Below are 18986 nucleotides of genomic sequence, written 5' to 3'. Positions count from 1 at the left end.
GGATTGCGGAAGAATGGAAGGCATGTCTTTCACCCCTTTTGAGCGCACACAGCGCGTCGCCGTCCTCGGCGGCGGTCCCGGCGGTTACGAAGCGGCCCTCGCGGCCGCGCAGCTCGGGGCAGAGGTGACGCTGGTCGAGCGCGTCGGCATCGGCGGTTCTGCGGTTCTCACCGATGTGGTGCCGTCGAAGAGCCTGATCGCCACGGCCGACGCGGCTGTCGCGATCGCCGAGGCCAGCGACCTGGGAGTGCAGTTCTATGCCAAGGGGGAGAACGGCAAGCCGCTCAAGCCCGAGATCGCGATCAACCTCGCAGCGGTGAACAAGCGGCTGATCGCTCTGGCCGGTCAGCAGTCCGAAGACATGCGCGCCGCCCTGCTCGAAGCCGGAGTGCGAGTTCTGCCCGGACACGGGCGCCTCGAGGGGACCAACGCGATCGTCGTGTCGACCGGCGTCGACGGCACCGACTTCGACCGCATCGAGGCCGACACCATCGTCGTCGCCGTCGGAGCGTCGCCGCGCGAACTCGATTCTGCCAAGCCCGACGGCAAGCGCATCCTGACCTGGACCCAGCTGTACGACATGAAGGCGCTGCCCGAGCACCTGATCGTCGTCGGCTCCGGCGTCACCGGCGCCGAGTTCGCCTCCGCCTACATGAACCTCGGCGCCAAGGTCACGCTGATCTCCAGCCGCGAGCAGGTGCTGCCGGGCTCCGACCAGGATGCTGCCCGGGTGCTGGAGAAGGTGTTCAAGCGCGGCGGCATGCAGGTGCTCTCGAAGTCGCGCGCCGACAAGGTCGAGGTCACGAAGGACGGCGTCACCGCGACCCTGTCCGACGGCACGACCGTCGAGGGCTCGCACTGTCTGATGGCAGTCGGATCGATCCCGAACACGGCGGACATCGGTCTTCAGGATGCAGGCGTCGAACTCACCGAGTCGGGGCACATCCGCGTCAACAAGGTCGCCAGGACCTCCGTGCCGAACATCTATGCGGTCGGCGACTGCACGAACTTCTTCCCGCTGGCGTCCGTCGCGTCCATGCAGGGGCGCACGGCCGTCTTCCACGCGCTGGGCGACATCGTGATCCCGCTCGAGCTGCGCAAGATCACCTCGAACATCTTCACGGCTCCCGAGATCGCGACGGTCGGCTTCAGTGAGCAGGACGTGGAAGACGGCATCGCCGACGGTCTCGTCTACAAGCTCCCGCTGGCGGCGAACCCCCGCGCGAAGATGATGGGCATCAAGGACGGGTTCGTGAAGCTGATCGCCCGCAAGGGCTCCGGCACGGTGATCGGCGGCGTGATCGTGGCGCCGAAGGCTTCCGAGCTGATCTACCCGATCGCGGTCGCCGTCGAGCGTCGGCTGACCGTCGATCAGGTGTCTCGTGTGTTCGCCGCATACCCGTCGCTGTCGTCGAGCATCACCGACGCCTCTCGAGCGATGCACAAGGTGAACATCGTCAGCTGAAATGAGTCCGTATCTTCCCGCGCTGCCGGTTCTCGCGCCCCTCGCCGTCATCGCGATCGTCGTGCTGCTCGTGCGACTGCACCGCCGGACCGAGCTGACGCTGCCGCGCGCCATCGTGGTGATCGTCGGGTGCGTGTACACGGCAGGCCTTGTCGGACATACCCTGTTCCCCATCCCGCTGGCGCCCGAGAGCGACCCGCCCGAGTGGTCGGTCTGGATCAACCTCGTGCCGTTCACCGATCTCCTCGACGACCCCTCGGGCCTGCTCCTCAACGCGCTGCTCTTCGCTCCGCTCGGGTTTCTGATGCCGCTGGTGCGGAGGATCACCTCGATCTGGCAGGTGCTGCTGCATGGACTGCTCGCGAGCCTCGCCATCGAGATCGCGCAGTTCGTCGCGGATCTCGCCGTCGGGCTTCGACGCGTGGCCGACATCGACGATCTGATCGCGAACACCGTGGGCGCACTGATCGGCTACGGGCTGTTCCTGCTGCTCACCCGCCACCGGGGTCTGCGCCGTATCGCCGAGCGCAGTTCGCTGGTTCCTTCGGCACGCGCGTCAGGTCGTGCAGGAGCCGCGCAATGACCGCCCCTGACGTCGTACCGCCGATGCAGGCGTGGCCAGCGAACTGGGGTGAGCGGCGACCAGGGCGAAACGTGGGAATGCTCTGGGTCGGCATCGCATTGTTCGCGATCGCGGCTGCGATGGTCAGCTTCTCCGGAGGCGACGCAGGACCGTTGTGGTCCGGCGCGGTCCTCGCACTTTTCGGTCTCACGGCGTTGGTCGTCGCGGCTCGCAGACCCTTCGGCCGGGGGCGCATGCAGCTGGTCGACACGGCGAGGTTGGCCGGGGGAAGAACGTCGACGACCGATGTCCGGGTGCATTTCGTCCCCGAACGGCTTGCCGGCGCTGCCGCCCTCCTGCTGTCGGCCGTGTGGGCGATGGTGCTGACCGCGGCGACGGCCGTGGCCGTGCAGATGGGGGCGGCCGGGCGGCCTCAGGCCTTCCTCGGTGCGGCGGTGCTCGGATTGCTCGCCGCGCTGTTCGCCTATGCGGCGACGCGAGGGACCGTTGCCCGGTATCGGTTCAATGCGTTCGGTCAACGCCCGGTCGGGTTGGCCATCGGCTCTGACGGGGTCTTTCTAGTCCGTGTGGGGGAGACCTTGCATGTGCCGTGGGCGGCGATCCGCCGTGTTGAGGCCGAGGTGACCGAACCCCGACGCGGCGTGGACCGGGCTCCGCTGATCCGGCTCCGCCTCGACCCGGAACGCGCGATCGGGACGGGCGGCACGCAGGCCCCCGCCACTGTCACGGTTGCAGCGGCGATGCTTCAGATGCACCCGCAGGTGGCGTGGTCGGCGCTGCACGGCTTCCACCGTTCGCCGAGCTCACGGGCGATTCTCGGCACGCCGTCGGGGCAGCTGCTGTTGGACGAATGGTGTGCTTCCGCCCCGACCGCGTGAGGCCCGAGCGTCAGCTGATGGTGAGCAGCTGATGTCCCGCTGACACGGTGGTTCCCGCATCCGCGCTGATGTTGCCGACGACGCCGTCCTTGTGCGCCTGCAGCGGCTGCTCCATCTTCATGGCCTCGAGCACGACGACGAGATCTCCCTTGACGACCTGCTGGCCGTCTTCGACCGCGATCTTCACGACGGTGGCCTGCATGGGCGACTTCACCGCATCACCGGATGCGCCGGCGCCCACTGTGGTGGCGTGGCTGCGGCGCGACGGCGGCACGGCGGCCGGGCGGCCCGCGGCGCTGACCGATGCGGCCACGCGGTCGGGCAGGCTGACCTCGAGCCGCTTGCCGCCGACCTCGACGACCACCGTGTGGCGCCCCGCGGCCTCAGCAGGTGATTCCAGCTCGCCGTCCCACGCGGGGATGTCGTTCACGAACTCGGTCTCGATCCAGCGCGTGAAGATGCCGAACTCGCCGTTCTCCGCCGTGAATGCCGGGTCTCGCACGACCTTGCGGTGGAACGGCAGCACGGTCGGCATGCCCGACACCTCGAACTCGTCGAGCGCCCGGCGGGAGCGCTCCAGCGCCTCGGCACGGTCCTTGCCGGTCACGATGATCTTCGCGAGCAACGAGTCGAACGCGCCCGAGACCGAGTCGCCGGCCGTGACGCCGGAGTCGAGACGGATGCCGGGGCCCCCGAAGGTCTTGAAGACGTGGATAGGACCCGGCTGGGGGAGGAAGCCGCGACCCGGGTCTTCGCCGTTGATGCGGAACTCGATCGAGTGCCCCTGGGGCTCCGGGTCGGCGTAGTCGATGATTCCGCCAGCGGCGATGCGGAACTGCTCGCGCACGAGGTCGATGCCGGTGACCTCTTCGGATACCGGATGCTCGACCTGCAGACGGGTGTTCACCTCGAGGAACGACACGGTGCCATCCGCGCCGATGAGGAACTCGCACGTGCCGGCGCCGACGTAGCCGACCTCTTTCAGGATGGCCTTCGACGCTTCGTACAGCTGGCGGTTCTGCTCCTCCGTGAGGAAGGGCGCAGGGGCCTCCTCGACGAGCTTCTGGTGGCGCCGCTGCAGGGAGCAGTCGCGCGTGGAGATGACGACGACGTTGCCCTCGGCGTCGGCGAGGCACTGGGTCTCGACGTGGCGCGGCTTGTCGAGGTACTTCTCCACGAAGCATTCGCCGCGCCCGAAGGCGGTCACCGCTTCGCGCGTCGCCGATTCGAAGAGCTCGGCGACCTCGTCGAGCTCGCGGGCGACCTTGAGGCCGCGTCCGCCGCCGCCGTATGCCGCCTTGATCGCGATGGGCAGGCCGTGCTCCTTCGCGAAGGCGATGACCTCGTCCGCCCCGTTCACGGGCCCGGGCGTGCCGGGGGCGAGAGGAGCCCCCACCTTCTCGGCGACGTGACGCGCGGTCACCTTGTCGCCCAGCGCCTCGATGGCCTCGGGCGATGGGCCGATCCATGTCATGCCGGCGCCGATCACGGCGCGGGCGAATTCGGCGTTCTCCGCGAGGAAGCCGTAACCGGGGTGCACGGCATCCGCCCCGGCGCGACGTGCCACCGACAGGATCTTCTCGATCTGCAGGTAGGTCTCGGCGCTGGTCGCACCGCCCAGGGCGTAGGCCTCGTCGGCGAGGCGGGCGTGCATCGCATCCCTGTCCTGGTCGGCGTAGACGGCGACCGAGGCGATGCCCGAATCACGGGCGGCGCGGATGATGCGGACGGCGATCTCGCCCCGGTTGGCGATAAGAACCTTCTCGATGGGCATGAGTGTCAGCCTATCGAGAACGCTCCCGATCTATTTGACGACTCTCCACAAGAAACATCGGGAAACGTGTCGGGAGCCTACGACCACAGATCGGTCCAGGTCACGTCCAGCTCGGCGGCGAGTCGGCGGACGGTCGACAACGACATGCCGACGACGGTGGAGGGGTCGCCGTCGACACGGGTGATGAAGGCACCGCCCAGACTGTCTACCGTGAAGGCGCCGGCGACGTGCAGCGGTTCACCGGATGCGACGTACGCCGAGATCTCGGCGTCGGTGATGTCGTCGGCGAAGGTGACGGATGCCGCAGCCACGGCTGTCCGCTCGATGGGTGCTTCACCCGGTGAGACCCGGTGGACGGAATGACCGGAGTGCAGGATGCCGGTGGCTCCGCGCATCTCCCGCCAGCGCCGGGTCGCCTCTTCCGCCGTGTAAGGCTTGCCGTAGACGCGCCCGCCGATCTCGAACATCGAGTCGCCGCCGATCACGATGCCGTCGAAGTCGCCCGACGCCGCGAGGCGTTCGGCGACGTCTCGCGCCTTCGAGCGGGCGAGCAGCAGGACGAGTTCGTCCGGAGCCAGCTCCGCCCCTCGCTGCGCCGCCGCAGCGGCGGCAACCGCGTCCTCATCGACCTCGGGCGAGAGCGTCAGCGGTTCTATGCCGGCTTGACGTAGCAGCATCAGACGAGCGGGGGAGGTGGAGGCGAGGCACACGCGCATGCTCACCACCGTAGCGGCCCGCCGTATCCTGGAGGGATGACCTCCTCCTCATCCCGGACGCTCGATCTGGACATCACCGGCATCGCGCACGGCGGCACCTTCATCGCCCGCCACGAGGGACGAGTGGTGTTCGTCTCCGATGCGATCCCCGGAGAGCGCGTTCGTGCTCGTCTGGATGCGTCCTCGACCGATGATTCGAAGAGCTTCTGGCGCGCGGAGACCGTCGAGGTGCTGGAAGCGTCCGAGCACCGCCGGCCTCACGTCTGGGCGGAGGCCGACGTCTCGCGCGCGCCCGCCGATCGTCCTGGTGGCGCCGACCTCGGCCACATCGACCTCGCCCACCAGCGCATTCTCAAGCGACAGGTGCTCTCGGAAGCGCTCGACCGGTTCGCCGGCGAAGGGGTGGAGGCTCCGGAGATCGAGCCGGTGGACTCGACGGATGGCACGGGCTGGCGCACCCGGGTCACGCTGCACGTCGACGACGAGGGGCGAGTGGGCCCGTTCGCCGCCCGCAGCCATCGGGTGATCGAGGTCGGCGCGCACCCTCTGGCTCGCCCTGCGATCGCCGAAGCCGCCGCCGGATTGACCGGCGGCAAGCCGGGGCGCATCGAACTCGTCGAGCCGGCCGATGGCCGCGTACGCGTCATCCGCCGGGAAGATGCCGTCCGTCGGAAGGACGTCGAACGCCGTCACGGGCGCGGGCACCCGCCGCGCCGCGCGCACGAGACGGTTCACGAGCAGGTCGGGGCCCGGCGGTTCCAGGTCGACGCCGACGGCTTCTGGCAGGTGCATCCGCGCGCGGCATCCGTCCTCGACGCCGCCGTGTACGGGCTGCTCGAAGATCACGTCGATGAGTCGGCGACCCACTACGACCTGTATGGCGGCGTGGGACTGTTCGCCGCGACTCTCGCCGACCTCGGAGCCAAGGACATCGTGACCGTCGAGTCGAGCGCGAGGGCGACCGAGCACGCGAGGGCGAACCTCGCGCCGCTCGCGGTGACTGCGGCGACAGCCCGTGTGGACAGGTTCCTCGCGGGCGCGCCGCGCACCGGCGCCGGTGCCATCGTGCTCGACCCGCCGCGTTCGGGTGCGGGGCGAGCGGTCGTCGAGGCACTGCACGCGATGTCGCCCGAGGCCATCGCGTACGTGGCCTGCGATCCCGTGGCGCTGGCGCGGGACCTCGGAACCTTCCGCGCGCTCGGCTGGCAGGTGCCGCGCATGCGCGCCTTCGACCTCTTCCCGCACTCGCACCACTTCGAGGTCGTCGCGCTGCTGACCCGATGACCGAAGATCAAGCATCTGGACGAACTCACTAGGCTGTGGGGATGAGCAGGGTCGCCCTCATCGATGATCACGAGTCCGTCCGCCTCGGGCTTGAGGCCGCGTGCGCGCGCGACGGCGAGCAGACGGTGGTGTTCTCCGGCAGCACCGTCGCGTCGTATCTCCTCTGGCGCAAGGCGTCCGGTCAGGCGCCTGCCGACGTCGTCGTGCTCGATCTCACACTCGGAGACGGCACCACGGTCACCGAGAACGTCGCGTCGATCGTCGCCGATGGGGCGAGCGTCGTCATCCACAGCGTTGCCGACCGCCCCGCAGCCGTCCGCGAGGCCCTGGTCGCGGGAGCCGCCGGGGTCGTCAGCAAGTCCTCGGCCCTCGACGATGTGCTCGATGCGATCCGCACCGTCGCCCAGGGGGAGGCGCTCAACAACGTCGAATGGGCCAGCGCCGTCGACGGTGATCGGGACTTCGCCGACGCCCAGCTCTCCACCCGCGAAAGGGAGGTGCTGCGCCTGTACGCCACCGGTCTTCCGCTCAAGGCCGTCGCGGAACGACTCGGCGTCGCCTACTCCACAGCCAAGGAGAACATCTCCCGCATCCGGGTGAAGTACGTCGGCGTCGGCCGGCCGGCGTCGACCAAGGTCGATCTGATGCGCCGGGCCATGGAAGACGGCATCTACGCGCCCGACGGAGCCTAGCGTGACCGCCGAGCCGGTCAGCATCCGTGACGCGTGGAGCAAGATCCCGTCGCCCGGGAGCGTCGAGACCGGTTTCGAGCGGTTCACCGGCAAGCGCATGGAGCGGATCCTCGCGACCGTCGTCGCGATCGGCTCAGCGGTGCTGGGCGCGCAAGCGCTGATCTCGGCGCTCACGACGTTGTCGCGGGCCGACTCGGCTCTAATCGTGATGCTGCTCGTGGTCTTCGTGCCTTTCGTCGCGATGCTGATCGCATGCCTGATCGGACGTGGGGTGCGCACGACCTCGGGGGCCTTCGCGATCGCTTACGTGCTCGCGCTCGCAGCCTGGCCCGTGATCGGCCAGGGGGACAGCGCGGCTTCAGAGCAGCCGTGGATCTTCTTCCTCGTCAACGTCGGAGTCGTCGCGGCGATGCTCGCCTTCCCGCTCTGGCTGCAGTTCGTCTGGGCTGCCGGGATGCCCTTCGTCTACGGTTACGTGCGTCTGGTGCAGGGCGAATTCTCGAGCGCATTCTGGGTCACGACGGCGTTCGACGTCTCGTTCACGCTGATCCTCGGCCTCGTGATCATCTCGCTGGGATGGATGTTCCGGTCGGTGGCTGCCGGCGTCGACGACGTGCGCGGGCGCGCCGTCTCGTCGTATGCCGCTGCCGCGGCGGCGGCGGCGGCGGAGGAGGAGCGCATCACCATGTCGGCCCTGATGCACGACAGCGTGCTGGCCGCCCTCATCGCGGGCGAACGCGCCGAGAGCGAGCGTGCTCGTGATCTCGCGGTGGCGATGGCGCGCGAGGCTCTCACGCGCCTCGCCAACACCGAGGCCGCCCGTGGCGGAGGAGGGCAGCGACGAGCCGGTTGCGGCCGTGCAGATCGTCGTGGAGCTGAGACGGGCGCTGTCGGAGCTCGGCGCCGATGCCATCGTCGAAGAACGAGGCGTCATGGGAATGATGCCGGGCCGAGTCGCCCGCGCCCTCGTGCTCGCGGCGAGGCAGGGGCTGGGGAACTCGGTCGCCCACGCCGGCGGCCGCGGCCTGCACATCGTCGTCGAAGGACACGGTGACGACGGCATCTCCGTCGTGATCAGTGACCGCGGTCCCGGGTTCGTCCTCGAGGAGATCGGCGCGGATCGCCTCGGCATCCGCGCATCTATCTTCGCTCGCATGGCAGGCGTCGCCGGCACCGCGCGGATCGACTCGGACGAGTCGGGAACCGTCGTGACCCTCGGCTGGGAGCTCTCGTGAACCGCACGGTGCGCAGCGTCGCGACCCTGCTCAGCATCGGATTCGCGATGTACTTCGCGGCCCGCGGAGTGTGGTGGATCGAGCAGCCCGACGCGCCACTGTTGATGCTGCTCGCAGTGGTGCTCTATCTGGTGACGGTCAACATGGCGATCCTGTGGGATTCCGCCGTGTCCGTTCGGATGCCTTTGTGGGTCGCGATCCTCGCAGGAGTCTCCAGCGTCGTCATCCCGAGCCTCGCGACGCACTCTCTCGCGGTCGCGCATCGCACGGCGCCGTTCGCGACCTGGTACATCGGCGCGATCGGGCTGCTGGGCGTGGTCCTCGTCGTGCGTCGGCGCCTTCTGATCGCGACGTTGAGCCTGACCGCTCTGATCGCCACATGCTGGATCCATCTCGGGATCCTCAGCGCGCTGTCGCTGGGCCTCGTCGGCTCGATCATGTGGGTGGCGGTCGCATGGCTTCTCGTGATGTTCTGGGATCGGGCCATCCGTGACACCGAGCGGCTCGCCGACATCCAGCAGGCAGTGTCCGCCTGGCATGCGACCCAACAGGTGCGACAGCGCGAGCGTCGCCTGCGCACGCAGTTCGCGCTGGCCGTCGCTGGCCCCGTGCTCAGCCGCGTCGTCGCCTCGCACGGAGCTCTCGACGAGGATGAGCGGCTCGAGGCGCGCCTGGCGGAAGGACGGCTGCGAGATGAGCTGCGGGGGGCGAGTCTTCTGAACGACGCCGTGCGCGATGCGATCGCCGATGCGCGCCGACGCGGCGTCGCCGTCACGGTGTTCGACGAGGGCGGCCTCGACGAGATCGAGGAGGGCCGGCGAGCCGAGATCCGCGATGAACTCGCCGGTGTCCTGGCGGACGCTCACGCTGACCGCGTCATCATCCGCGCCGCGCGAGACGACCGCGTCGCGGTGACAGTGGTGGGTCGCGCGAGCGCCGGATCATCGAGCGACGACGATGCGGTGGATCTCTGGCACGAGATTCTGAGGGACGCGAACTCCTGATCCCTCGCCCGCCTCGGTTCTGATCGGGGGAGGAAGTCAGAACCGAGGTCAGTAGGAGTGGGCGAGGGGCGGCGAAGCCGCCCGCCCCTCGCCGTTGCGGCCCAGTTACCCGAAAACTGTCCGCTGGTGGCCGGTCACCGTCTGTCTACCCTGGGACAGAGAGACCAGCCGAACGCGAAGCGTCTTACTAAGTCTCACTCTTCTGACAAGGCTTGTCTGTAGGTATTTTGGGGGACAAATTCTGGCCAATAGTCTGAGGGGGAATGGGGGAGGATAGGACGATGGGCATGCGTCGCGGCACCAATCTTCCCCGCATGGGCGACTTCAACCAGGCGGTGATCCTCGAGGCGATCCGCAGATCGGTCGAGGGCGTGAGCCGGATCGAGCTGGCGGCGGCCACCGGGCTCTCCGCTCAGACCGTCACGAACATCACGCGGCGCCTCCTGGACGACGGACTGATCGCCGAGGCGGGCAGGGCCATCAACGGCCCCGGCAAGCCGCGTGTGATTCTTCGACTGGTGGCGGACAGCCGGTTCTCGATCGGTGTCCACCTCGATCCGGCGGTGATCACGCTCGTCCTGCTCGACCTTTCGGGTGCCGTAGTCCGGCGCCGCGTCGTGCGCACGCCGGCGAAGGACCCCCGCCGCATCGTCGACGTCATGGCGCAGGCGATCGAGGCGATGATCGCTGACGCCGGCATCGATCGAGAGGCGGTCGCGGGCGTCGGCGTCGCCGCACCCGGCCCGCTCGATGCCGCGCGAGGCACCGTGATCGACCCGCCCAAGCTGCACGGATGGCATCGCGTCCCGCTCCGCGCCGTCCTCGCCGAAGCGACCGGGTTCGCCGTCGCACTGGAGAAGGACACGACCGCCGCGGCCGTCGGCGAGTTGTGGACCGGCAACGGTCCTGCCGACGATTCCTTCCTCTTCGTCTACCTGGGAACCGGCATCGGGGCCTCCTTGGTGCGCGGTGGTGAGGCCGAGCGGGGCAGCTCCCGGAACTTCGGGGAGATCGGGCACATCGTCGTCGATCCGGACGGGCCGATGTGCGCGTGCGGGCTGCGCGGGTGCGTCGACGTGGTGTGCACTCCCCAGGCGATCGTCGAGCAGGCGGAGAGCGCAGGCGTCTTCCCCGACGACCGCGAAGGCAATGATGTCGAGGCGGTGGAGGTGCGGTTCACGCAGTTGTGCGCCCGAGCGTCTGCCGGAGATCTGCAGGCTCTCCAGGTGCTGCGCCGGGCGGCGGCGCACCTGTCCGTGCTCATCTCGGTGCTCACGAACGCGTTCGATGTCGACCGCGTCGTGCTCGGAGGGCCGTTCTGGTCTCGTCTGGCATCCGTCTACCTCGAAGAGATCCCGCCCGCTCTCGACCGCCGCAGCGCGACCCGTGCAGTACGACAGCTGCCGGTAGAGGGAACCGTGGTCGGCGACGATGTCGGCGCAGTCGGCGCGGCGTGCGTGGTGCTCGACGCCGTGCTGACCCCTCGGGCGTCCGACCTGTATCTCGAGGACTGAGCCCGGCGAAGAGAGCGACGAGAGCGCGCTTGAAACAATATCTCTAATCGATGTAGTATTGGTTGTACGCCGATCTGGGGCGATGCGCGGCATCTGAATCCCGCATCGGATTTCGGCACAGTCCGTCTGCGTGATCCGTGAGCTGGGGGGCTCACGGATCCGCAGGCTCTCGTGATCGGCAGACTCTCGTCTCGGGTCAGCCCGCGAAACGGCCCCATGGGATGTCACGGCGGAGGGGCCTGCGCAGAGGCCGCTGCGTGCGCTGCCAGGCAGAGGTCTGCCGCTCGACGGCGACGGCGCCCGCTTCCTCCTGCGCATAAGCGTTGCTGACCACGGCGATGAGGGCCGCCAGCTCTTCTTCTGTGGCCGTGCCGCGCAGGATCTCGATCGTCGGCGGCTGGTGTTCCGGACGCTCGGTGATCACAGCGGAATGTTCCCGTGCTTCTTGGGGGGCAGCTCTGCCCGCTTTCCGCGCAGTGCCCGCAGAGCCTTCGCGATCGAGACCCGCGTGTTGGCAGGCTCGATGATGCCGTCGATCTCGCCACGTTCGGCCGCGAGGAACGGGCTAGTGACGCTGTAGGTGTACTCGTTGGCAAGTCGCGTGCGCACCGCGGCGACGTCTTCGCCCGCCTCTTCGGCCTTCTTGATCTCACCGCGGTACAGGATGTTCACGGCGCCCTGGCCGCCCATGACTGCGATCTCGGCCGTCGGCCACGCGAGGTTCACATCAGCACCGAGCTGCTTCGAGCCCATCACGATGTAGGCGCCGCCGTAAGCCTTCCGGAGGATCACGGTGACCAGCGGCACGGTGGCCTCGGCGTACGCGTAGATGAGCTTGGCGCCGCGGCGGATCACGCCGGTCCACTCCTGATCGGTGCCAGGAAGGTATCCCGGCACGTCGACCAGGGTCACGATCGGGACGGAGAACGCATCGCAGAACCGCACGAAACGGCTCGCCTTCTCGCCGGCTTCGATGTTCAGCGTGCCCGCCATCTGCGACGGCTGGTTGGCGATGATTCCCACAGAGCGGCCCTCGACACGACCGAAGCCGATCACGATGTTCGGCGCGAACAGCGGCTGCACCTCGATGAAATCACCGGCGTCGACGACGTGCTCGATGACGGTGTGGATGTCGTAGGGCTGGTTGGCGGAATCGGGGATGATCGTGTTCAGAGTGCGATCGGCATCCGTCGTCTCCCACTCGAAGCCGCTCTCGTAGCTCGGGATCTCGGCCATGTTGTTGTCGGGCAGGAAGCTGAGCAGCGTGCGCGCGTAGTCGATCGCGTCGTCCTCGTCTTCGGCGAGGTAGTGCGCGACACCGGAGCGGGTGTTGTGCGTGAGCGCACCGCCCAGCTCCTCCATGCCCACGTCCTCGCCTGTGACGGTCTTGATCACGTCCGGGCCGGTCACGAACATCTGGCTGGTCTTGTCGACCATGATCACGAAGTCGGTCAGGGCGGGTCCGTAGACCGCACCGCCGGCCGCAGGGCCCATGATGATGGAGATCTGCGGGATGACGCCCGAGGAGCGGGTGTTGAGGCGGAAGATCTCGCCGTATTTGCTGAGCGCGAGGACACCCTCCTGGATCCGGGCGCCGCCCGAGTCGAGGATGCCGATGATCGGCACGCCGCTGGTGAGCGCGAACTCCATGATCTTGATGATCTTGTCGCCGGAGACCTCGCCGAGCGAGCCGCCGAAGGTGGTGAAGTCCTGAGAGTAGACGGCGACGGTGCGGCCGTGGATCGTGCCGATGCCCGTGACCACCGAGTCGCCGTAAGGACGGTTGCGGTCCATTCCGAACGCGGTCGTGCGGTGACGAACGTACTCGTCGAACTCGACGAAGCTCCCGGGGTCGACGAGGAGCTCGATGCGCTCGCGGGCAGTCATCTTGCCCTTCGCGTGCTGCTTCTCCTTCGCGATCTTCTCTGCGTCGACGACGGCTTCGTCGTAGCGGGCACGAAGATCTGCGATGCGGCCGGCGGTGGTCAAGAGTTCGGGCTGTTCCGTCACGGATTCCACCCTAGCGCGGGGGTCGCGCGGACCGTTGGATGCTCGCCACAACGCGACCCGTGATCCTTTGGCGCTCGGCCACGCATCGCCGGTCGTGCGTCAAGAGAAGCCATTCGGGTCACACGACGAATCGCCACACGTACTCCAGCCCGTCGCTCTGCCGGAACCAGGCGAGGGTCACGACCACCTCGTCGAGGTCGGCGGAGCACAGGCAGAGTTCCATGCGCTCCGCAGGCAGCACCTGGCCCCATAGCTGGGTCGTCTCGTTCCTGCCGCGATCGCCGCGGAAGACGCGCACGAAGTCCGCGGCCTCGGAGCTCTGGTTGATCACGACCGGATGCGCGGAGTCTTCGCGCGACACGTGCCAGGGCACCCGGTAGGCGACGGGCGGCGGGACGTCTGAGGGATCGACTGGTCTCAACATGGGCGCCACGTTAAGAGCGGCATCCGACGGGAGAAGGCGAGAGCGAGTGCCCGTCACGCCTTCTGTGGGGAACTCGCTATTCCTGCGGGGAGGTGGAGGACGAGTCCACGTTCGTGCGACGTCCCACGGACAGAGCCTTCCGCCCGGCCCAGGTCACCCCGCGCGCCGCCGTGCCCGCGGCCCCTGCGACCGCGTTCCCGACGTACTGGGCGCCGTGCAGCATCCGGAGCTCGAGCTTCTCGGCGCCGTCGACGGGCTCGAGCTCTGCAGGCAGGGTCGTTGGAGGGGTTCCGAATGCACGGTGGGAGGTCGTGAGCACCCGCCGCCCGAGGATGTGATTGCCGGTTCCGCCGATCACGGCTCCGACTCCGAAAGGCATGGCCTTGCCGAGGAACGACGCTCCGCCCCTGGTGGCGAACTGCTTCAGGAACATGCTCTTGAGCCGATCGACCATCGGCCCGACAGCGGCGCGGGGGAGCGACTTCGTCACCAGTTCGCCCCAGTACGACGAGCGCGTTCCACCGCGACCGGTCGCCTGACCTGCCAGCTGGCCCACGAGCGCCACACCCTCCTTGCCGAGCATGAGCGTCATCACCAGGGCCCTCGCGCGATCCGGGTTGGCGACGGCGATGCCGTGCACCTCCGCGATGGACTGCGCGAACAGCGCGGTCGATTCGACGAAGCCGACGGTCTCGACACCCGACAGCGCCAGCGTCACGCCCGTGCCGATTCCGGGGATCACGGCGGTGGCGCCGACGGCGGCGCCGCCCGTGGTCACGGCCGTGAGGTATCGCTTCTCGAGGATGCGGATGATCTCCTCGGGTGTGGCCCGTGGATGCCGAAGGCGGATGCTGCGGATGTGCGCGAGCACGATCGGACGCTGGATCGACAGCACGCGGTCGAGTCCGCGGACCATGAGCGGATGCTCGGTCGATCCCACGGGCGGCACTCCCTTGTCCCACGGCGATCCGTCGGGCAGGGAGTGGATCTTGTGCACCTTGTTCCCCATGCGTTCGATCCTAGAGACGCACGCCGCGAAAACGCCGAATGCCCGCCCCCCTTGCGGAGACCGGGCATTCTTCGACAGACTCAGGGGCCCGTCGTGAGAAGTCAGACGAAGAGGTTCGCCCGCTCGAGGTCCTCGGCGAAGTCGACCTCGACGGCGTACAGGTCGGACACGTCCATCGGCTCGAGCAGGATGCCGTCCTCGGCGATCGCGAGCTCGAGGCCTCGCTCGAAGTAATCCTGGTCCTCGACGCGCTGCAGCTGGCGCATGAAGGCCTTCTTGTGCGCCGACGAGATGTAGTTGATGCCCACGGCCTCGCCGAGGCCGCCCTTGACGGTCTTGGACAGCTCGTTGATGAAGCCCTCGGCGGTGACCGTGTACTTCACCTCTTCGTCGCTGACCTTCGAGGTGTTGACGGTGACGAACGACTGGTCGCGCTCGATGTAGGCGGCCGCGCGGCCGAGGATCATCGGGTCGAAGACCACGTCGCCGTTCATCCACAGCACGCCGGACTTGCCGGTCGCGCCGAGGGCGCGCAGCAGGCTCTTCGAGGTGTTGGTCTCGTCGTAGCGCTCGTTGTGCACGTAGTTGACGTGAGGGAAGGCCTCGATGATGGTCTCCGCGCGGTAGCCCACAACCGTGGTGATGCGCGCATCGGTGCCGAATGCGGCGCGGATGTTGTCGTGCTGTTGGCGCATGATCGTGCGTCCGTCGCTGAGCTCGGTGAGCGGCTTCGGCAGTGCACGGCCCAGGCGCGAGCCCATTCCGGCTGCGAGGATGACGGTCTGAAGAGTCACGAGAGCTCCTAAAGGAAGAGTGTGTTCACGGTCGGTTCACCGACCAGACACTTCGTCGTGCCGATTTCATGGTAGCCATCGACCCTGGGAACCCCAGGGGCTGGAAGGCCCTGTTGCCATTTCGTGACCGAGTACACACGGAACACTCAGATTCGGAGCGTGCCCGCCGATCCTCAGGTTACACGCGGACATCAGCAGGGGAAAAGCTGAGTCGAGCCGAGCATCGTCGGGCTCGGTTGATACCCTCGGACGGTGACTGCTTCCCCCGACGACCGCACCCCCGAGGTGGCTGACGCCGCGAGCACGCCTGCGAAGAAGACGCCGGCCAGGAAGACGCCGGCCCGCAAACCGCCGGCGAAGCGCGCGCCGGCTCGAACGGCTGCGCAGAACGCGACGGCGTCCCTCGAAGAGGTGTCGGAGCGGGCGGCGAAGGCTGATGCCGGCGCGAACGACGGCGCCCGGAAGAACGGCGCCGAGAAGAAGCCGACCGCGGCCGCTGCTCGCGCGGCCGCGGCGAAGAACTCCACCGCGCGGACCTCCGCGAAGCCGGCGCGCACGAGCGCAGGCACGGCGGCGGCGAAGGCGGGTTCAGAGCCCACGAAGTCCGCTGCGAGGCGTCCCTCGATCTCCGCCGCGACGAAGACCGCTGCGGCCAAGACCGCAGCCGAGCGCGCGGCCGCCGCGAAGTCCACGGCGCGCACCGCCGCTGCGAAGCGCAACACGGCGAAGACGGCGGCTGCGGTCACGGCGGCCAAGACCGCGGCGGCGAAGAAGGCCGCGGCCGCGAAGGCGGCGGAAGAAGCCGCGGTCGTGAATGACGCGGAGGCGGTCGAGCTCTCGGCCGAGGCGAAGCCGTCCGACGCAGGGGAGATCTCTCAAGCCGCGGATGTTCCGCACCGCGACCACCCCGTGGAAGAATCCGTCGAGGAGGGGTCCCAAGCGGAGGAGGCCGTCGTGGAAGAGCCTGTCGTCGAGGAGACCGCCGTCGAAGAAACAGGTCTCGTCGAGCACGCGCCCGCCGAAGAAGCGCTCGTCGAGGCGCCGGGGCCGGCGCCTCAGGCTCCCGTCGAGGAAGCGCCTCTCGAAGAGCCCGGCATCGACCGGGCCTCTGCCGAGGCGTCAGTCCCGTCGGCGCCCGAAGCGCCCGTCGAGGCGCCTGAGGCGTCTGACGCAGACCTGTCCGCGGCATCCGAATCGGAGACAGCCAGCGCCGCAGGCGTGATCGAGGATTCCGCGGAGCCGTTCGTCGACACATCCGCTCCTTCGGTTCCTCCGGCGGATGCGGGGTCGGAGGCCATCCGGATCCGCCGCCTGGTCAAGACCTTCGGCGACCACGTCGCCGTCAACGGCATCGACCTCACGGTCCCCGCCGGCTCGTTCTACGGGATCGTGGGTCCGAACGGTGCGGGCAAGACGACGACGCTGTCGATCGTCGCCGGGCTGCTGCGCGCGGACTCCGGCGAGATCGTGATCTGCGGCATCGATCAGTCGACGCAGCCCCTCGCCGCCAAACGCGTGATGGGCGTGCTGCCCGACCGGCTGCGCACCTTCGACCGCCTCACCGGGCGCCAGCTCCTCTACTATTACGGTCTGCTGCGCGGACTGGCCGCGAACGTGATCGAGAAGCGCGTCGCCGACCTGGCGCGCGCCTTCGACCTCGGCGACGCGCTCAGCCGCGTCGTGTCCGACTACTCGGCGGGCATGACGAAGAAGATCATGCTCGCCGGAGCGATGATCCACTCGCCGAGGGTGCTCGTGCTCGATGAGCCGTTCGAAGCCGTCGACCCGGTGTCGTCCGCCGTGATCCTGGACATCCTGCGGGCGTACGTCGCTCATGGCGGAACCGTGATCCTCTCGAGCCACGGCATGGACCTGGTCGAAAGGGTGTGCTCTCGCGTCGCGATCATCGTCGGAGGCGATGTTCTCGCCGAAGGCACGATCGATGAGGTCAGAGCCGGACAGACTCTCGAATCGCGGTTCGTGGAGCTCGCAGGATCCAGCGGTGAGGTGGAGGGGCTCGAGTGGCTGCACACGTTCTCCGACTGAGAGCGGCGCTGCTGATCGGCGCTCTGCGCGGCGAACGCCGCCTTCGCACGATCGGCGCGCTCGCGATCGTCGTGATCCTGACAGTCGTCGTCTGCGCCGCCGTGCTCAGCCTCGACCAGGCTCCTGTGGCCGTGGCACGCACGGTGGTCGTGCTCGGGGGAGCGGCGATCCTGCTCGGCTTCCTCATCGGGCCGATCCTCGTCGGGGCGGCCGATCAGCTCGACCCGCGCAGATTCGCCGTATTCGGCGTCGATGAGCGACGCATGCCGTGGATTCTGGCTCTGGCCGCCTTCGTCAGCGTGCCGAGTCTCGCCGTCGTCGCAGTGAACGTGTGCGTGTGCGTGGTGGCCATCCGGCTCGGCACTCCATGGTTCGCGGCGGTGCCGATGACGTTCATCGGGGTCGTGACCACGCTGCTCGCGGCGAGGATCGGCATGGCGATCAACGCCCTGCTGCTGCCGGAGCGCCGATCGCGCGAACTCACCTCGCTCTTCGCCCTCGCCGTCATCGTGATCGCCTTCCCCGTGGCCGTCTTCTTCGCCTCGCTGCGGTGGGACGGCCACGTCCCTGCGACGGTGGCGTCCGTGACCGGCACGGTCGGGCTCACACCCTTCGCCGCGCCGTCCGGCTTCCTGTTCGCGGTCGCCCTCGATGACACGGCAGGTGCCTGGGCGAGCGGAATCATCGCGGTGGCGACCGCAGTCTTCTGCTGGGGCGCCTGGACGTGGCTCGTGCGCCGCCTGCTCACGACGACCGCGCGACCCTTCGCGTCACGTGAACGCACGGGACTCGGCTGGTTCGGCCTTCTTCCCTCCAACGCCTTCGGCGCGATCGCCGCGCGCAGCCTCGTGTACTGGTTCCGCGACCGCCGCTACATCGTGAACATCGTCGTGGTTCCTGTGGCCGGTGTCCTCAGCGTGTTCCCGCTCCTCGTCGCAGGGGTTCCCCTCGAGATCGCCGCGCTGGTGCCCGTTCCCGTGATGGCGCTGTTCTTCGGCTGGCTCCCGCACAACGACGTCGCCTACGACTCGACCGCACTGTGGACGCACATCGCCAGCGGCGTGCGCGGCATCCCCGACCGCTTGGGACGGCTGGTGCCTGTGATGCTGGTCGCGATCCCGGTGCTCGCGATCGCCGTGCCCCTGACGTTGCTGTGGATCGCCGACTGGCGACTGCTCTTCCCACTGACCGGACTGGCGGCGAGTCTGCTGCTCTCCGCTCTCGGCATCTCCAGCGTCGTCTCGGTGATGGCCCCTTATGCGGTCTCGCGTCCGGGGGACAGCCCGTTCCAGCAGCCGCAGCGGCCGACGTCCCGTGGTGCGTTCGGCCCGGCATCCGCCTTCCTCGGCGCGATCGTGTTGAGCATCCCGACCATCTGGCTCTTCGTGCTCACGATCGTCGAGGGCTCGCAGTACGCACCCGCGACGCTGTGGGCGGGGGTCGGCACGGGCATCGGCGCGCTTCTCATCGGGACGGCTCTGGGTGGAAAGGTGTTCGAGCGCGACGGAGAGCGGCTGATGGAGTTCGTCGAGACGGCCTGAGACGCCGCCCGCGCACG

The 18986-nt window shown here is 68.5% G+C and carries 18 protein-coding genes; 11 read left to right on the top strand and 7 right to left on the bottom strand.

Annotation, left to right across the window (positions count from 1 at the left end; all coding sequences use genetic code 11):
* Positions 1 to 13 precede the first annotated feature (13 nt).
* Genes QFZ53_RS15855 through QFZ53_RS15845 form a run of 3 tightly spaced genes read left to right on the top strand, consistent with a single transcriptional unit; the run spans position 14 to position 2926 of the window.
* A complete protein-coding gene (locus QFZ53_RS15855) occupies positions 14 to 1465 on the top strand; it encodes an NAD(P)H-quinone dehydrogenase (RefSeq protein ID WP_373426297.1) in 1452 nt (483 codons plus the stop codon).
* Between the two features lies 1 nt (position 1466).
* On the top strand, positions 1467 to 2048 hold the full coding sequence (locus tag QFZ53_RS15850; RefSeq protein ID WP_307298086.1) for a VanZ family protein: 582 nt from the start codon (positions 1467 to 1469) through the stop codon (positions 2046 to 2048).
* Entirely contained in the window at positions 2045 to 2926 is an 882-nt protein-coding gene (locus tag QFZ53_RS15845) for a hypothetical protein (RefSeq protein WP_307298084.1), read from the top strand. Before QFZ53_RS15850 ends, QFZ53_RS15845 begins: the two co-directional genes overlap by 4 nt.
* A gap of 10 nt (positions 2927 to 2936) precedes the next feature.
* Here QFZ53_RS15845 and QFZ53_RS15840 read toward each other — a convergent pair whose 3' ends face one another.
* Positions 2937 to 4700 carry an acetyl/propionyl/methylcrotonyl-CoA carboxylase subunit alpha gene (locus tag QFZ53_RS15840; RefSeq protein ID WP_307298082.1) on the bottom strand — a complete coding sequence of 588 codons (1764 nt, stop codon included), beginning with the start codon at positions 4698 to 4700 and terminating at the stop codon, positions 2937 to 2939.
* A 77-nt stretch (positions 4701 to 4777) separates the two neighbouring features.
* Entirely contained in the window at positions 4778 to 5416 is a 639-nt protein-coding gene (locus tag QFZ53_RS15835; protein WP_307298080.1) for a Maf family protein, read from the bottom strand.
* Between the two features lie 36 nt (positions 5417 to 5452).
* Between QFZ53_RS15835 and QFZ53_RS15830 the strand changes: the two genes are divergently transcribed.
* The 6 genes from QFZ53_RS15830 (at position 5453) to QFZ53_RS15805 (ending at position 11145) form a co-directional block, all read left to right on the top strand.
* Positions 5453 to 6700: a class I SAM-dependent RNA methyltransferase gene (locus tag QFZ53_RS15830; RefSeq protein WP_307298078.1), complete on the top strand. Its 1248-nt coding sequence runs from the start codon at positions 5453 to 5455 to the stop codon at positions 6698 to 6700.
* A gap of 41 nt (positions 6701 to 6741) precedes the next feature.
* Positions 6742 to 7392: a response regulator transcription factor gene (locus QFZ53_RS15825; RefSeq protein ID WP_307298077.1), complete on the top strand. Its 651-nt coding sequence runs from the start codon at positions 6742 to 6744 to the stop codon at positions 7390 to 7392.
* A gap of 1 nt (position 7393) precedes the next feature.
* On the top strand, positions 7394 to 8446 hold the full coding sequence (locus QFZ53_RS15820) for an ATP-binding protein (RefSeq protein ID WP_307298075.1): 1053 nt from the start codon (positions 7394 to 7396) through the stop codon (positions 8444 to 8446).
* Between the two features lie 16 nt (positions 8447 to 8462).
* Positions 8463 to 8627 carry a hypothetical protein gene (locus QFZ53_RS15815; protein WP_307298074.1) on the top strand — a complete coding sequence of 55 codons (165 nt, stop codon included), beginning with the start codon at positions 8463 to 8465 and terminating at the stop codon, positions 8625 to 8627.
* Positions 8624 to 9631, top strand: coding sequence for a hypothetical protein (locus QFZ53_RS15810; RefSeq protein WP_307298072.1), 1008 nt, complete (start codon positions 8624 to 8626; stop codon positions 9629 to 9631). The genes QFZ53_RS15815 and QFZ53_RS15810 overlap by 4 nt, the downstream gene beginning before the upstream one ends.
* A 314-nt stretch (positions 9632 to 9945) precedes the next feature.
* On the top strand, positions 9946 to 11145 hold the full coding sequence (locus tag QFZ53_RS15805; protein WP_307299427.1) for an ROK family transcriptional regulator: 1200 nt from the start codon (positions 9946 to 9948) through the stop codon (positions 11143 to 11145).
* Positions 11146 to 11341: 196 nt separating this feature from the next.
* Here the strand turns inward: QFZ53_RS15805 and QFZ53_RS15800 are convergent, their stop codons facing one another.
* The 5 genes from QFZ53_RS15800 to QFZ53_RS15780 all read right to left on the bottom strand — a co-directional run bounded on the left by QFZ53_RS15800 (position 11342) and on the right by QFZ53_RS15780 (position 15382).
* The gene (locus QFZ53_RS15800) at positions 11342 to 11569 is read right to left on the bottom strand and encodes an acyl-CoA carboxylase subunit epsilon (RefSeq protein ID WP_292909219.1); all 228 of its coding nucleotides are present in this window, start codon (positions 11567 to 11569) and stop codon (positions 11342 to 11344) included.
* On the bottom strand, positions 11566 to 13155 hold the full coding sequence (locus QFZ53_RS15795; RefSeq protein ID WP_373426296.1) for an acyl-CoA carboxylase subunit beta: 1590 nt from the start codon (positions 13153 to 13155) through the stop codon (positions 11566 to 11568). The genes QFZ53_RS15800 and QFZ53_RS15795 overlap by 4 nt, the downstream gene beginning before the upstream one ends.
* 118 nt (positions 13156 to 13273) lie before the next feature.
* Complete coding sequence (locus QFZ53_RS15790; RefSeq protein WP_292909223.1) at positions 13274 to 13579, bottom strand: hypothetical protein; 306 nt, start codon at positions 13577 to 13579, stop codon at positions 13274 to 13276.
* 76 nt (positions 13580 to 13655) lie between these two features.
* Positions 13656 to 14588, bottom strand: a complete 933-nt coding sequence (locus QFZ53_RS15785; protein WP_292909225.1) for a hypothetical protein — start codon at positions 14586 to 14588, stop codon at positions 13656 to 13658.
* Between the two features lie 101 nt (positions 14589 to 14689).
* The gene (locus tag QFZ53_RS15780; RefSeq protein ID WP_307298070.1) at positions 14690 to 15382 is read right to left on the bottom strand and encodes a phosphocholine cytidylyltransferase family protein; all 693 of its coding nucleotides are present in this window, start codon (positions 15380 to 15382) and stop codon (positions 14690 to 14692) included.
* A 252-nt stretch (positions 15383 to 15634) separates the two neighbouring features.
* Here QFZ53_RS15780 and QFZ53_RS15775 point away from each other — a divergent pair, with 252 nt between their 5' ends.
* Positions 15635 to 17428, top strand: a complete 1794-nt coding sequence (locus tag QFZ53_RS15775; protein WP_307298069.1) for an ATP-binding cassette domain-containing protein — start codon at positions 15635 to 15637, stop codon at positions 17426 to 17428.
* Entirely contained in the window at positions 17404 to 18969 is a 1566-nt protein-coding gene (locus QFZ53_RS15770) for a hypothetical protein (RefSeq protein WP_307298068.1), read from the top strand. Before QFZ53_RS15775 ends, QFZ53_RS15770 begins: the two co-directional genes overlap by 25 nt.
* Positions 18970 to 18986 lie beyond the last annotated feature (17 nt).

Origin of the sequence: Microbacterium natoriense, from assembly GCF_030816295.1 — a bacterium.
GTDB lineage: Bacteria > Actinomycetota > Actinomycetes > Actinomycetales > Microbacteriaceae > Microbacterium > Microbacterium natoriense_A.
The sequence above is the reverse complement of the archived record's forward strand: the minus strand, read 5'-3'. Positions and strand labels throughout refer to the sequence as shown.